Here is a 14,817-nt window from a genome sequence, read left to right on the forward strand (position 1 = left end):
CGCGGCAATGTGTGGTGAAGACGTGTTGCGGTAAGGGCCTTGCCCGAAATCCCCTCAGGTCCGACTTGGGACTGCCCGGTATTTTACGCCCGTCACACAGGCGATAAAAGGGGAACTGGCAACAGCGCTGTCAAATAATCGTGATGCGGTGCAGCAAAAAAGCGCGCACCGGATGATGCGCGCTTTTCCTGAAGATTGTAAACGGGATCAGGCTTCCGGGCTGCCAAAGCCGCCGGCCAGGCCGCCTGCGGAGAAGGCGTTTTGCAGCATGGCCATCTGGTTCATGACCGGATTGATTTCCAGTTCCTCGGTTTCGCCATCGACAAACATGCGCTTGTCCATGTGCGAGATGCGCTCATAGAGACGGTTGGAGCGGTCCAGCAGGCTCAGGAGGCCGCCGGGTAGGGTGGCGGCTGCATCGGCGGCTTCGGCCTTGAGGGCGGCAATGCGGTATTTTTCATCGCAGGCATCCTGGGCCGGCATGTCGCCTTCGCGCACGGCGCGCTGGACGAGCAGCCATGAGGCGATCTGCATCAGGCGGGTAGTCAGGCGCATGCTTTCGCCGGCATAGAGCAGGGCGTCTTCACGCGGCAGCAGGCGGGAATCGCGGCGACCGTCGCCATCGAGATAGGCGGCCGTTTCCTCGACCAGCGCCATGCCTTCCTTGAAGGTGCGATCGAACAGATCGGATGAGGCGAAATCCCGCACGATGGAGACGCGGATATTGGCGGGAGCGGTGCTGTCGGACATATACGAAAAGCCTTATGCTGAAAACTTACGGCGGAGGTCTCTTCTGACCTGCGGGGCCTGGCAGACCTTGCTGCCGGGCGTGCCATCATGGAAACCTTTCATAAGCACCTGCAACGCCTGTGCCATTATCAAGATCGCATGACGGTTATTAAGCGTTAATTATCCTTAAAAGAGAATAAAGCATCGGCCGCGGAACGGCGATTTTTTTTGCGGTCCATGGCCTCGGTGGCGCGAATGATCTCGGCTTGCAGCAAGTCTATGCGCACGACCAGGTCCTCGACGCTATAAGGATCGAGGTCCTCGCGCACCAGGGTTTGCAACGCACCGGCCTTGCGCGGCGCCAAGGGTTCATTGTCATCGAATATCGCCATGCTTATCTATCCTGTCTGGACACCAGGCCGCGATCCGCGCCATCGTCCGGCCACAGATGAAACGCCTCTTGCGCGAAGAAATCAAGGAAAACGAATCAGTCATGAAAGCCATCGCCATCCGCGCAGACGGACAAAACCCGTCCGATCTATACCTGAATGATACACAAAGGCCTGATCTGGCGCCGGGCCAGGCCCTGATCCGTACGCGTTACGCCGGGGTAAACCGCCCGGATATCCTGCAAAGGCGCGGCCATTATCCGCCGCCAGCGGGCGCCTCGCCGATCCTGGGGCTGGAGGTTTCGGGTGTGATTGAAAGCCTGAACCCGCCCGTGAACTATGGGGATGATATTGGCTGGAAAATTGGGGATGAAATCTGCGCCCTGGTCAATGGCGGCGGTTATGCGGAATATGTGGCGGTTGATATTCGTCATTTGTTGCCTGTCCCGAAGGGGCTATCTATGGCGCAGGCGGCCTCGCTGCCGGAGAATATCCTGACCGTTTACGCCAATCTGATGGAGCATGGCGCGTTGAAGGCGGGCGAGATCGTGCTGGTTCATGGCGGCAATTCCGGCATCGGCGCCATGACGATCCAGGTGGGCAAGGCGTTTGGCGCCAGGGTCATCGCCACGGCGCGCGGCGCGGACAAGTGCGCCTTTGCTAAGGAGATGGGCGCCGATCTGGTGATCGACAGCGATGCCGAGGATTTCGTGGCCGCGGTCAAGGCGGTGGGCGGAGCGGATGTGGTGCTCGATATCGTCGCCGGCGATTTCTTCGCCAAAAACCTGGCCGCCCTCAATATGGGCGGGCGCATTGTTCAGGTCGGCTTTGGCAAGGACGCCGTCGTTGAGATCGACCTGCGCCGCATCATGGCCAAGCAGGCGATTGTCACCGGCTCCATGCTGCGGCCACGTTCGCCGGAGGAGAAGGCGCGGATCACGGCGAAGGTGCATGAACGCGTCTGGCCCCTGATCGAAAGCGGCGCCATCCGGCCGATCCTGGCGGCCGAGTTCGATTTCGCCGAGGCGGCCCAGGCCCATGCCTGGATGGAGGCGGGCGATCATAAGGGCAAGGTTGTGCTCCGCGTTTCCTCATGATATAAGGATTTGAACATTGTTCAATTTTGGTGCGCTATGAAGAAATGGATGATCTGGCTGGGCCTGACTGTGGTGATTATCGCCGGCGCGGCGGCGGGTATGGCGAAGGTGTTCGACCCGCATGACGCCTGTATCAACAGTGGCGGTCACTGGGTGCAAAAGCAATGTCAGTACTGAGTGGGCGGCTCATAGCCAGGATTGCCCGCCTTTTAACAGATCAAGCGTCGACCGGTGCGGACCGCCGGCCCATCTGAGGGCATCGTTCATCGACCCGCCGGTCGCCGTCTTCAACGGCAAAGACCGATATCGCTTTTTTACAACGTATGGGCGTAAGCGCGGAAAAAGGTAATATAGGGAGATGTGCCATGGCCCCGCTCAAGGTCAGTAGTATCGCTTTCCTTTCCGAAACGAACGACGACTGTCGGCTCAAGACCGATATACTGGAGGCGCCGGTCACAGGGGCCGAAGCGATCATGTCCACCCTGGAGCGCATGAACCGCTTTTTCGGCGCGCAGCAGATTGTGTTCGAATATCACGACGACCGGCGCGACATTCTGATCTGCCACGGCTCCGTTGGCGATAATGAGCCCTTGGAAACCATTACCGTCGCCCTGCGGGATCAGAGCGGCTGGATCAGCGAACTGATCGTTGACCACGATCTGTCATTCAAGGCCAGAAAACGGGCACGCGCCGCGTTCGGATCGTAAATCAGGTTGACCCGTGTGGGGTTGGGCGCGTCATCCAGACGTTCGAATGGCATACTGATTTATTCAGGCGCACACTGAGCCCGTCACTCGCCAGAGGAACACCGCGCCATGCAACCGCCTCAAGTCGATGGGCTGGCCGTCCTGCCCGAACTGACGGACGATGCGATATTGATATCAAACCTGCTGAAGGCGCCCCTTCGGGGGCGAGAGAAGATCGCCAGGGTTCTGCATGCGCTGGACGATTATTTTATCGTCGTGTCGGATATAGAACGCATCAACACAGCGAGTCATAAAATCATCGATAGCCGGGCGCTGCTGCCATTTGGTGGCAAGGTCCAGATCCAGGTCTTCGGCACACGCAATGATCAAGGCTGGATTTCCGAAGTCCTGTTAATCCTTGAAAGCGACAAGGCCCTTCCGCAACTGGCAAAGATTATCGCAGACGCAAGCCATTAGCGATCGGCGCGCGGTTTGTCGCATATAGGGTCGCATCAGCCATCAGGCCTAGAATAATACACTTTCGGCTTTGCTCCCAAGGCGGTCATTAGAAACGATTGGTAGCAAAGACCACGCGATGACCTATTTCGGTTCTGCCATGTCAGCCGACTCAACGGATGCGATCCGTTTTGACAACCCAAGGTAAATATTTGTATCCGCCCTGGTTGTTAATTCGTCAATCATAAACTCACGCTAAGGTTTGATAAGACCCCTGTTTCCAGCAGCGGCGTCGCAGGGGATGATGCAAAAAAGCGGAGGTCAACAATGCGCTGTCCGGTCGAAATCGAAGACGAGGCTTACCGCCTGCTGGCGCTTAAGGAATATGGCCTTGCCGATGGCATTTTGCTCCCAAGCCTGGACTCGGTCGTCCGTATCGCTGCTCAGATGTTCGATATTCCCGCCGCCGCGGTGAACATGATCGGCAGTGAAACAGTCTTTTTAGCAGCTAATCATGGCATTGGCGCCTTCGACAACAGCCGGGATGTCTCCTTTTGCGCTCACGCCATTACACAGGACGATGTGCTGGTGGTGCCAGATACCCGTCTCGACGAACGCTTCCATGACAATCCGCTTGTGACCGGCCCTACCAACATCCGCTTCTACGCCGGTGTGCCCCTGCGCTCGCCCGATGGTCACGCCATCGGCGTATTGTGTGTCATCGATGGGCAACCGCGCAAACCCTTGTCTCCGCAGGAACGCGAAAACCTGAAGAGCCTGGCGGGCCTTGCCGTCGACAAGCTTGAACTCCGCCGTCTTGAAGTCGCCACTGAGACGGGAAAGTCCAACTTCGAAAAAATTGCGGTGAGTTCGCCGAACGCCATCGTCTGCTTTGATCAAAACCGCGTAATTACAGCCTGGAATAAAGCCGCCACACTCATGTTCGGCTACCAGGAGGCCGAGGCCATCGGGCAAGACGTCACGATCCTTATGCCTAAAGACGACCACCTATCTTTCCACCAGGATATCGACCGGATCGTTGCGTCGGGTGTCGCCGCCGTCGACGCCGCTGTCAAGGAAGTGACCGGGCTTCGGCGTGATGGTACGGAGTTCCCGATCGAGTTTTCGCCGTCTTGCTGGGAGGAGACGGACGGACTTCATTTTGGAGCCATGTTGCTGGACGTTAGCGAACGCCGCCGGCAGGCTGACGCTTTGCGTCACATTGCGCTTTTCGACGATCTGACCGGATTGTCCAACCGCGCGGCTTTCGTCGATACACTGGCCAATCATGTAAAGGCAGCCATGCCTGCATCAGTTCTCGTGATCGACATTGACGGCTTCAAAGACATCAACGACACGCTTGGCTACGGCATCGGCGACGCCATTCTTCAGGAAGTCGGCGATCGGCTAAATAATGTTCTCAGAGATTGCGATCTCGTTGCCCGTATGAGCGGCGATACATTCGGCGTCCTCTTGTCCGGTGTCGGGGATATCTTTAGCGCCACCTCGGGTGCAAATGACGTCATGGCGGCGCTCATTGAGCCGATAGTGATCGACGGAAATGAGGTTCGTGTCACTGCCGGCTGCGGCGTGGCCATCTATCCTGCCCATTCGAACGATCCGGACGAGCTGCTGGCAAACGCCGACCTGGCATTGTTTGAGGCGAAGAAGAACGGCCATGGATCGATTAGCGTCTTTGTAACCGCCATGCGGATGGCCGCACAGGCGCGGCGCATGTACGATGTTGAGCTTCATCGCGCGGTTGAAAATGACGAGTTCGAATTGTTTTATCAGCCACAGATCCGCCTCAGCGACCGAAAGCTGGTTGGCGCGGAAGCGCTCATACGCTGGCGGCATCCAGAACGCGGGTTGTTGCCTCCCTCCGCGTTTTTGCCCGCTCTTGAGGTGAGCCCCCTTGCGGCAACGGTCGGCACCTGGGTCCTTGAAACGGCATGTGCTCAGGCAGCGCTGTGGCAGCGACAGGGTCATCAGATCCGCATGGGCATCAATCTCTTTGCGGCTCAGTTCCGCGCCGATGATCTCGTCTCTAGGGTCATGGCGGCCCTCAGAACATATGCGCTTCCGCCGCACCTGCTGGAGCTTGAGATTACGGAAAACATCATACTCGATCGTGATGATCTGGTGCTTGAGCCTCTGCAAAGACTCCGCGCATCGGGCGTGGGCGTGGCCTTTGACGACTTCGGCACCGGTTATGGCTCGTTGAGTCTTCTCAAACACTACCCTTTGACTCGCATCAAGATCGACCGGTCGTTTGTGAGCACAATGTGCGAAGCGTCAAAGGACGACGCCATCGTTTCAGCTTTGATCGCCATGGCGCGTGGCTGCGGTCTCGACGTTGTCGCTGAGGGCGTCGAGACGGTTAAGCAACGAGAGTGGTTAAAGGCCAAGGGTTGCGAGGAAGGTCAGGGCTTCTTGTTTGGCAAACCCGTCCCCGCCGGAGAATTTGAACGTGTACTCTCCTATGTCGGACTGATCTCAGGGCGCTCGGCCTGACAAAAGTGCCGCCAATATCGATGGGCTGCATTCGCTGCCTCCACCTTCCGGATTATCAGGAAGAGGATACGTGCCATAGGACTTCGAGCGCTCTGCTCAATGTCGGTTAGTGGCAAAGTCCTTTCTATTGCGGTTGCTTTTCACAGTCCGCTTTATCCCTAGACCTTCATCATCAATACGGCCAGGCGCAGCCTGTAGTCACGATCGTCGTACAGCCAGTCGAGCGCGCGGAGGGTGGCTTCCAGTTCCGGCTGGCGGGCCCCATTGAGCCGGGCATCGGCATAGGCGCCGTCTTCATCCACCGACACACCGATGGACAGCCAGTGAATATCGCCCGCCAGAACCGCATCCTTCAGGAAGGCCTCTATGGCGCCGAACAGCAGATAGGGCACGGGCGGGCGTTCGCCGCTTTCCACCTGACGCAGATATCGGCCGGTCAGGACCTGCCACGGGCCATCGGCGCGCCGGATGATCTGGCGTGTCACCTGGCCAGGATTGTGCCGGCTCCAGAAGGCGCTGAGCAGTAGCGACAGGGCGCCGTCGCGAAACAGCGACAGGCCGTCCTCCGCCGGATAGGTTTCGCTGACCTGCATGTCTTCGGTCAGGGCCAGATCTATGGTCAGGGCGCGGCCGGTGACCTGGACCCGGAGCGCGGGATAGAGGCCATCAACCAGCCACCAGTCCCCCCGGCGTTCGGGTATCAGGTCGAAGGCCGAAAACAGCGGCGTCAGGTCGATGTGGGGCACGGGCAGGTCGCTCATAACCCCTTAGATAGGCATGATTTTGCGCAACCACCAGTGGGGCCATCAAACAGGCTTCCCTTCGGCTCGAAATCGCTCTATACCATCCCCCACAACACCCGCGCCCGGCCGAAAAGGCCGGGCGTAGCCATTTCTGGAGGGGCGCAGACCCCGAATAAAGGATAAGCCTATGTCCGATATCCTGATGCCGAAGGCGACCGCCGTCTGGCTCGTCGACAACACCTCGCTGGCCTTCGACCAGATCGCCGAGTTCTGCGGCCTGCATCCGCTGGAAGTCAAAGGCATCGCCGATGGCGAAGTGGCGCGCGATATCCGCGGCGCCGACCCGATCGCCAATGGCCAGCTGACGCGCGAAGAACTGACCCGTGCCGAGGAAAATCCGAAGTACCGCATGAAGGCCCAGGTGTCGCGCCATGCCGAACTGCTGAAGCCTTCGAAGAAGGTGCCGCGCTATACGCCGGTGTCGCGCCGCCAGGATCGTCCGGACGCCATCCTGTGGTTCGTCAAGAACCATCCGGAAGTCACCGATGCGCAGATTTCCAAGCTGCTCGGCACCACCAAGTCGACCATCGAGCAGGTCCGTGCCCGCACGCACTGGAACTCGGCCAATATCAAGCCGGTCGATCCGGTGACGCTGGGCCTGATCGGCCAGATCGAACTCGATGCCGCCGTGCGCAAGGCCGCGGAAGTTAAGCGCAAACAGGCCGAAAAGCTGGGTATCCCGCTTGACGATCCGTCGCTGAAGCCGGCCGTCACCGTCCAGCCGGCCTTTGACGAGGAAGAGGACAGCCCCTACGGCAAGAAGGGCGACCTGTCGGTCGAGGACGTTTTCGGCGCCGGCAGCAGCAAGCGCTCGGAACCGGAAGAAGACGAAGATTATTGATATCTTCCCCAAAGCTTACAAAGAAGCCCGCCGGACAACCGGCGGGCTTTTCAGTTCAGGGGCGGGAGGAACACGCCTGGAAATTCAGGCCTTGATATCGATAACCTTACCCAGCATCTCATCGGCGGTCTTGATGACGCTGATATTGGCCTCGAAAGCATTACGCGAATTGATCTGCGCCACCAGATCCGACAGCACATCCTGGTTGTTCGATGCGTCGCGCACGGTATTCGTGGCAGCCTGATCGAAACGCTGCGAGGCGGAAATCATCCCGGATGTGGCGGTGCTGATAGCGGACATATCCACAGTATGCGCGCTGAAAATTAAGGATTTTTTTAGAAATGCGGTTAAGCGTCGTTAACCGAGAAAGCCCATATCCGCCGTGGCGAAGTTGCCGATATTGGGCAGGACCGAGGTGATTTCCGAACTCGACAGGCCGAACCATTTGCCAAGCGTAGCGGCCATCTGATCGACCGAGGTCGAGGGCAGAAGGCGACCCTGGCCAACCTGATCATCGGTTTCCAGCGAGATATGCGGCGCCGTGCCGTAATACTGGCCACCCTTGACCGCGCCGCCAATGACGAAATGGTGGCCGCCCCAGCCGTGATCGGAGCCATCGCCATTATAGGCCAGGGTACGTCCGAAATCGGAAGCCGTGAAGGTGGTGACCTTGTCGGCGACGCCCAGTTCGACAGTGGCGTTATAGAAGGAGGTCACGGCCGAATTGAAGGCCGCCATCAGGGCAGGATGGTCCGTCATCAGGCCGTCATGATTGTCGAAACCGCCCATAGAGACGAAGAAAACCTGCCGCTTGCTGCCGAGCGTGTTGCGCGCGGCGATCAGCTTGGCAATGATCTGGAACTGCAGGGCCAGGTAGTTGGTCTGGTCGAAGGTGGTGGTCAGGGTAATCGGGGCCAGCGCCGCGTTGACGACGGTCTCCATGTCGATCGACCGCTTGGTCACGGCATTGAAGGCGTTTTCCATGACGTGGGTGCGCGTCTCGGTAATCAGGTCATGCAGCAGGTTGGAGGCTTCGGCGGAGCCGAACATCCAGCCCTTGGAGGCCCAGATCGGGATCGCGCCATCGGTGCTGATCTGGTACTGCAGGGTGTTATTGCCGGAGACGAAGACCGCATTGCCGGAGGCCGAGATGCAGGTCATCAGGCTCTGGCCGTTGGACGACAGGGCCAGATCGCCCATGCGGCCGCCCCAGCCGACCGTCGAGCCTTCGGAACTGAGCGACTGCCAGATTGATTGCTGGTCGTTGTGTGAGAACAGCTTGGGCGGCAGGGGATAGGACTTGCTGCCGCTTTCATACTGGGCGAGCGTGAGCGGCACGACCAGCGGGCCGACATTGAGCTGCACGGCCGCCTTGCCGGAATTGAACAGTGAGGCCACGCCGGTCAGTTCCGGCGCTAGGGCGTATTGAATATTATTGGTCAGGGTCTGCGAAGTCAGGGTGGTCAGGGCCGTGCCGTCCAGTTCGCTGCGGCCGAGCGCCACCCCGCCGCGCTGGCGGCCGGCCGCGCCGCCGCGAATGGCGCTGTAGAGATCGTAATTGGTCAGGTCGTAGGGAATAACGGTATTGGCATAGTCATTACCGCCATAGAAGAAGCAGCAGACGATCGCCTTGTAATCGGTGGCGGTCATGGCCGCGGCCTCGCCGACACTGGCCAGATTCATGGCCATTGGGGCAGCGGCGCCCAGGCCGGCCATTGCGGCAGCCCTTTTCAGGAAGGCACGGCGGCTGAGGTCGGGAATTCGGCTGTTGTACATGTGAATTCCCTATTTCTGGATCAAATATTCGGGGCAGGTCATCAGCAGCAGAACGCAGTTGCAGATGCGGTCCAGCTTGTCGTCATCCGTGCTGGTGGAAGTGATCGGATGGGCGTCAATCGCCGTCTTGATGCGGGCAATGGTGGCGGCGGAAACCTGGTTGGCGCTCAGGCGCAGGTTCATCCAGTCGAGCAGGGCCTGCGAGTCGCTGATCTTGGCCAGGATGGCCGTGTAGTCGGGTTTCACATTGCCGTAGCCGTCGCGTATCGTGGAGGTGAAGAAGTTGATATAGCCCGCGACGGTGGTCTCATTGTGCAGCTGGAATTCCGGCGCCACATCCCCGGCGGCGGCGATTTCGGTCTGCGGCGGCACATAGCCTGGCCGGAAAAAGTTGAACACCGAAGGCGAATGCAACGGGCTCTGGCCCAGGCCCCAGTCGGAGCTGGACAGGTCATAGATCTGCCAATAGCCGTCCGAACTGTAGATATCGAAGGTCCGCGCCCACTGCACGAAACGGATCATCGGTTCGCGCAGTTTGCCCGCCGTGGTGTTGGTCGGCAGGGTGCGCGCCTCGTCATCCATCAGTATGGCCCGCCACACCGCCTTCAGATCGCCCCGTACGCCGGAGCCATTGTCGTTGAACTTGGCCGCGACGCGGGACACATAGGCGGGTGACGGATTGGAGGTCACCAGCCGCTGGATCATCTGCTTGCCGAAGAAGGGGCCGACGTTCGGGTGATTGAACAGGGTGTCGAGGGCGATCTTGAGGGCATCCGGACCGGAGGTATTGGCGGGGATGGTTACGCCCAGGAAGGTGGCTTCAAGCATCGAATGGTCATCGGCGTTGAACGTCATGGGCGTTGTGGCAAACTCGGTCGACGGCACGTCGTAATCGAGCCAGCTGACATCCGTCCAGGTGACTTTCGACCAGTCCCAGTCATAACCGGTAAAGACACGGGCCAGGTTGGAGATATCGCTTTGCTTGTAGGTTTCCGTCTTGTTGCCCAAAAGGTCGGTCTTGGGGGTGCCGTCGGTATTCAGCTCATACAGGCCGATGGTGAAGAGCTGCATCACCTCGCGGGCGTAGTTTTCGTCGGGCTCGCGGCCTGTGGCGGTATCTTCCTTGAGATTGCCGGCTGTATTCAGAAAGGTGCCGATGGCCGGATTGAGCGTGACCTGTTCAAGCAGCGTGCGGAAGTTGCCGAACACATTGGCATTGAGCATGTCCCAATAGCCGGTGATGACATAGGCGGGCCACCAGCCGCCGATCGGATTGACCGAAGCCACCATCATTTCCGATACGGCCAGGGCGCAACGTTTGCGCAACTGGTCGGTATCTGTCATCAACGCGTGCCAGATCATGTAGTCGGTGGGCGTTGAATCGAAATAATTGCCGCCGGAATTGGGTACATTATGACCCTGGGAATTCAGCCAGGCCACGCCGGTCTGGGTGGCTGACGTATTGAACTGGGCCGTCAGCCAGCCGTCATAGCCCTTGGAATTGAGCGTGGTGAGGTCGCTGTCCTCAAAGGCGAACTGGGTCTGCAGCAGAAAGCGGGCGGCTTCGGCTTGCGGATAGTTGTAACTGACCGGCGTGGTCGAACCGCCACCGCTGGAACTGCTGCCGCCACCGCCGCCACCGCAGGCGGAAAGCGCCACCGACAGGGCACCCAGCAGGCCAAGCCCGGCGACGGACGGAGTGGTTACGGGATCTGGGGCGGGCGTTTGTGCCGCGGCGGGGACAGGGATCGGTTCATCGTGCGTTTCGGGTCGCGTATCCTGTAAATCCACGTGTCTGTGCCCCGGCAAGAGGTTACTTTGTTACAGGCCCTGTGTCGGGCGTGAAACAAACCTATGTTGTCCAGGTGTTAACGTTTTCCTAAATCGCGAAACTCTGTTCTCCCAAAAACAGAATCGTGATCGCCAAGGCCATCTGCATATATGCAAATTGGTGCAAAAGGCTTTGGCGTTTCGCCTTATGCGCGCAAAATGGCCCCCGCCTTACCGGCGGCGGCGATAATTTTGGCGCTGACGGCCTCGATCTCCGGTTCGGTCAGGGTCTTGTCGGTCGGGGTGAGGGTCACCTCGACGGCCAGGGATTTCTGGCCTTCGGGGACGCCGGCGCCGGTATAGACGTCGAACACCTGCGCATCGCCGATCAGCACCTTGTCGGCGCCCTTGATGGCGCGAACCAGATCGCCGGAAGCGGATTCGGCTGGCAGCAGGAAGGCGAAGTCGCGGGTCAGCGGCATCAGGTTGGAGAGGGTCAGCGCGCCTTTGGACTTGCCGGACTTCGCCTTGGGCGAGGGCAGCAGGTCGAGGCGGATTTCGAAGCCGACGTGAGCGCCGTCGAGATTCAGCGCCTTGAGCACGGCCGGATGCAGTTCGCCGAACTCGGCGACGATCTGCTTCGGGCCCAGTTGCAGGCGGGCTGAACGGCCGGGATGCCACCAGCCATTGTTGTTGCCCTGAACCAGTTGCAGCGAGACCACCGGCGCGCCCATGGCTTCCAGCAGTTCCATCAGGTCGCCCTTGAGCGCGAACAGGGCGTCTTCGCCACGGGCGGACCAATGGCGCGACTTGTCCGGCGCTTTTATCGCGGTGATGGTGGTCTTCTGGTCGTTCGGTTCCAGGCCCTGGTAGATGGGCCCGATCTCGAACAGTTGCACGCCCGAGAACCCGCGCGCGGCATTGCGGCCGGCGGCTTCCAGCAGGTTCGGCAGGCTGGAGGGCCGCATGCAGTTCAGTTCCGAAGCGATCGGGTTGGCAAGGACGAGCGTATCGTCACCGCCGCCGAACAGCTTCGCCCAGTCCTGGCGCATGAACGACCAGGTGACGGCTTCGCTATAGCCAAAGGCGGCGAGAGCGCGGCGCGCGATGCGGGCCTTGGCCTGCTGGCCGGTCAGCACGCCACCGGGACGCAGGCCTACGACCGGCAGGGGCGTGGCCGGGATTTGGTTGAAGCCGTAGATGCGGGCGACCTCCTCGACCAGATCGGCCTTGCCATCGACATCACGGCGCCATGACGGCACGGTAACGGTCCATGGGGTGCCTTTGGTCACGCCGAAGCCCAGCGCGGTCAGGATTTCGGCGATCTTGTCGGTCGGGACATCGAGGCCGGTCAACTGGCCAACATAGGCCGGATCGAAGCTCACATCGGCGCGACCTTCAACCGGCGTGCCGGCTTCAACAACCTCAGAGGCTTCCCCGCCGCAGAGATCGAGGATCAACTGGGTGGCCAGTTCCAGACCCGGACGGGTCGATTGCGGATCGACGCCGCGCGCGAAGCGGTACTGCGCATCAGAATTGAGGCTCAAGGTGCGGCCGGTCTGGGCGATGCGGATCGGATCGAACCAGGCGGATTCGAGGAAGACCTCGGTGGTGGTCTCATCGACGCCGGTCGACTCGCCACCCATGACGCCGCCCAGCCCGATCGGGCGCTGGCCATCGGCGTCGGCGATGACGCACATGTCCGGGCCGATGTCATAGGTCTTGCCATCGAGCGCGATCAGTTGTTCGTCATGCACGCCGTTGTGGTGGCCGAGACGCGCTTCGAGCGTGGTGCCGGACAGCTTGGCGACATCATAGACGTGCAGCGGGCGGGCGCGGTCGTAAGACAGGTAGTTGGTGATGTCGACGAGGGTCGAGATCGGCTTCAGACCGATGGCCTTGAGCTTGTCCTGCAACCACTTGGGCGAGGGGCCATTCTTCACGCCGCGGATAACGCGGCCGGTGAAATGGCGGCAGCCGTCGCCATCGACCTTGACGGTGATGGAGGAGGGGAAGGTGCCGGCAACCGGCGCAATCGTCTTCTCGGTGAAAGTGCCAAGACCCGTGGCGGCGAGATCGCGGGCAATGCCGTGGACGCCCAGCCAGTCGGGACGGTTGGGGGTGACTTCGAAGTCGATGACCGGTTCGGCACCAAAGACCTCGGCGGCCGGCGTACCGACGGCCAGGCTGTCGGGCAGGTCGAGGATGCCGTCGGCGTCGCTGTCGAGTTCCAGTTCGGCGCCCGAGCACATCATGCCGTTGGAGACGACGCCGCGCACCGGCTTTTCGACCAGCGTGACGCTGAGGCCGGGCACATAGGCGCCGATCGGGGCATAGATGGTGGTCATGCCGGCGCGGGCATTGGGAGCGCCGCAGACGATTTCCTTGCGGCCGTCGACGGTATCGACCTGGAGCACCTGAAGCTTGTCGGCGTTCGGGTGACGGGCGGCCTCGATGACCTTGGCGACCGAGAAGGGCTTAAGCGCCTTGGCGGGATCATGGATGTCTTCGACTTCGAGACCGGCCATGGTCATGGCGGCCGCCACCTCATCGATGGTGGCGTCGGTCTTGAGGTGGTCTTTAAGCCAGGAGAGCGAGAATTTCATGTTCTTGTCTTTGTCATGAGGTCAAGGAGCCAATCTTTCCTAAGAAGAATGGGCCTCCTTGCCTTAAATCTTAGGAGAGGCCGGAAGCGCTGTTCGGCGCATTGAACCCGCTAAAGCCGTAATGCTGAAGCCAGCGCGTATCGGCGGCGAACATGTCGCGCAGGTCCGGCACGCCGTATTTCAGCATGGTCAGGCGATCGACGCCCATGCCCCAGGCAAAGCCCTGGTATTCATCCGGATCGACGCCGCAGGCGCGCAGCACGTTCGGATGGACCATGCCACAGCCGAGGATTTCCAGCCACGAGTCACCGGTGCCGACCTTGAGCTCACCCTTTTCCCACGAGCAGCGCACATCCATCTCCGCCGAGGGTTCGGTGAAGGGGAAGTGGTGCGGGCGGAACTGGGTGGTGACGCTGTCCGTTTCAAAGAAACGCGAAATGAAGGTTTCCAGCACCCATTTCAGGTGGCCCATGTGTGCGGTTTTGTCGATCACCAGGCCTTCGATCTGGTGGAACATTGGCGTGTGGGTCTGGTCTGAGTCGCAGCGGAAGACGCGCCCCGGCACGATCAGGCGGAAGGGGGGCTTGCCGGAGATCATCGAGCGGATCTGCACGGGTGAGGTATGGGTGCGCAGCAGCTTCCTGACCCCGTTTTCATCCGGGTTGAAGAAGAAGGTGTCGTGCATTTCGCGCGCTGGATGCTTTTCCGGGAAGTTCAGCGCGGTGAAGTTATGGAAGTCGTCCTCGATATCCGGACCTTCGGCGACTTCGAAACCCATGTCGGCGAAGATGGCGATCATTTCGTCCATGACCTGAAGGGTCGGGTGGACGCCGCCCTTCGGACGCGGGGCCGAGGGCAGGGAGAGATCGATGCGTTCCTTCGCCAGGCGCTCGGCCAGGTGCGCGGCTTCGAGCACATCCTTGCGGGCTTCCAGAGTGGCGGAAACAGCGTCACGCACGGCATTGATGGCGGCGCCAGTGGTCTTGCGCTCTTCCGGCGGCAGGGCACCCAGGGTCTTGAGCAGGCCGGAAATGCGGCCGGTCTTGCCCAGGGCCGAGACGCGCACGGCGTCAAGGGCGGCCAGGTCTGAGGCGGCGGCGATCTCGCCTTCGATTTCGGTCTGGAGGTCGGTATAGGCGGTCATCAGGCT

The 14,817-nt window shown here is 60.3% G+C and carries 14 protein-coding genes; 6 read left to right on the forward strand and 8 right to left on the reverse strand.

Annotated features, from left to right (window positions below):
* Window positions 1-207: 207 nt before the first annotated feature.
* Window positions 208-750 (reverse strand): DUF1465 family protein, encoded by a 543-nt coding sequence (locus tag QM647_RS12415; RefSeq protein WP_414995840.1) that lies wholly within the window; start codon window positions 748-750, stop codon window positions 208-210.
* Window positions 751-905: 155 nt separating this feature from the next.
* Window positions 906-1,121: a DUF1192 domain-containing protein gene (locus QM647_RS12420; RefSeq protein ID WP_414995841.1), complete on the reverse strand. Its 216-nt coding sequence runs from the start codon at window positions 1,119-1,121 to the stop codon at window positions 906-908.
* Between the two features lie 101 nt (window positions 1,122-1,222).
* On the opposite strand from QM647_RS12420, the gene QM647_RS12425 reads away from it, so the two are divergent.
* From QM647_RS12425 to QM647_RS12445, 5 genes are all read left to right on the forward strand, one after another.
* Window positions 1,223-2,215 carry an NAD(P)H-quinone oxidoreductase gene (locus QM647_RS12425; protein ID WP_414995842.1) on the forward strand — a complete coding sequence of 331 codons (993 nt, stop codon included), beginning with the start codon at window positions 1,223-1,225 and terminating at the stop codon, window positions 2,213-2,215.
* A 36-nt stretch (window positions 2,216-2,251) separates the two neighbouring features.
* A complete protein-coding gene (locus QM647_RS12430; RefSeq protein WP_414995843.1) occupies window positions 2,252-2,392 on the forward strand; it encodes a hypothetical protein in 141 nt (46 codons plus the stop codon).
* A gap of 188 nt (window positions 2,393-2,580) precedes the next feature.
* Window positions 2,581-2,922 carry a hypothetical protein gene (locus tag QM647_RS12435; RefSeq protein ID WP_414995844.1) on the forward strand — a complete coding sequence of 114 codons (342 nt, stop codon included), beginning with the start codon at window positions 2,581-2,583 and terminating at the stop codon, window positions 2,920-2,922.
* A gap of 108 nt (window positions 2,923-3,030) precedes the next feature.
* The gene (locus QM647_RS12440; RefSeq protein ID WP_414995845.1) at window positions 3,031-3,378 is read left to right on the forward strand and encodes a hypothetical protein; all 348 of its coding nucleotides are present in this window, start codon (window positions 3,031-3,033) and stop codon (window positions 3,376-3,378) included.
* Between the two features lie 306 nt (window positions 3,379-3,684).
* Window positions 3,685-5,871, forward strand: coding sequence for a putative bifunctional diguanylate cyclase/phosphodiesterase (locus QM647_RS12445; RefSeq protein WP_414995846.1), 2,187 nt, complete (start codon window positions 3,685-3,687; stop codon window positions 5,869-5,871).
* 158 nt (window positions 5,872-6,029) lie between these two features.
* Here the strand turns inward: QM647_RS12445 and QM647_RS12450 are convergent, their stop codons facing one another.
* Window positions 6,030-6,632 (reverse strand): DUF6348 family protein, encoded by a 603-nt coding sequence (locus tag QM647_RS12450; RefSeq protein ID WP_414995847.1) that lies wholly within the window; start codon window positions 6,630-6,632, stop codon window positions 6,030-6,032.
* A gap of 169 nt (window positions 6,633-6,801) precedes the next feature.
* Here QM647_RS12450 and QM647_RS12455 point away from each other — a divergent pair, with 169 nt between their 5' ends.
* Window positions 6,802-7,515: a DUF1013 domain-containing protein gene (locus QM647_RS12455; protein WP_414995848.1), complete on the forward strand. Its 714-nt coding sequence runs from the start codon at window positions 6,802-6,804 to the stop codon at window positions 7,513-7,515.
* 84 nt (window positions 7,516-7,599) lie between these two features.
* On the opposite strand, the gene QM647_RS12460 is transcribed toward QM647_RS12455, so the two are convergent.
* From QM647_RS12460 to pheS, 5 genes are all read right to left on the reverse strand, one after another.
* The gene (locus tag QM647_RS12460) at window positions 7,600-7,815 is read right to left on the reverse strand and encodes a flagellar basal body rod C-terminal domain-containing protein (RefSeq protein ID WP_414995849.1); all 216 of its coding nucleotides are present in this window, start codon (window positions 7,813-7,815) and stop codon (window positions 7,600-7,602) included.
* A gap of 57 nt (window positions 7,816-7,872) precedes the next feature.
* Window positions 7,873-9,291: a DUF1501 domain-containing protein gene (locus QM647_RS12465; RefSeq protein ID WP_414995850.1), complete on the reverse strand. Its 1,419-nt coding sequence runs from the start codon at window positions 9,289-9,291 to the stop codon at window positions 7,873-7,875.
* Window positions 9,292-9,300: 9 nt separating this feature from the next.
* Entirely contained in the window at window positions 9,301-11,082 is a 1,782-nt protein-coding gene (locus QM647_RS12470; protein ID WP_414995851.1) for a DUF1800 domain-containing protein, read from the reverse strand.
* 185 nt (window positions 11,083-11,267) lie between these two features.
* On the reverse strand, window positions 11,268-13,667 hold the full coding sequence (gene pheT, locus QM647_RS12475; protein WP_414995852.1) for a phenylalanine--tRNA ligase subunit beta: 2,400 nt from the start codon (window positions 13,665-13,667) through the stop codon (window positions 11,268-11,270).
* A gap of 70 nt (window positions 13,668-13,737) precedes the next feature.
* A complete protein-coding gene (pheS, locus tag QM647_RS12480; RefSeq protein ID WP_414995853.1) occupies window positions 13,738-14,811 on the reverse strand; it encodes a phenylalanine--tRNA ligase subunit alpha in 1,074 nt (357 codons plus the stop codon).
* Between the last annotated feature and the right edge of the window lie 6 nt (window positions 14,812-14,817).

It is taken from the genome of Asticcacaulis sp. (genome assembly GCF_047605585.1).
Taxonomy (GTDB): domain Bacteria; phylum Pseudomonadota; class Alphaproteobacteria; order Caulobacterales; family Caulobacteraceae; genus Asticcacaulis.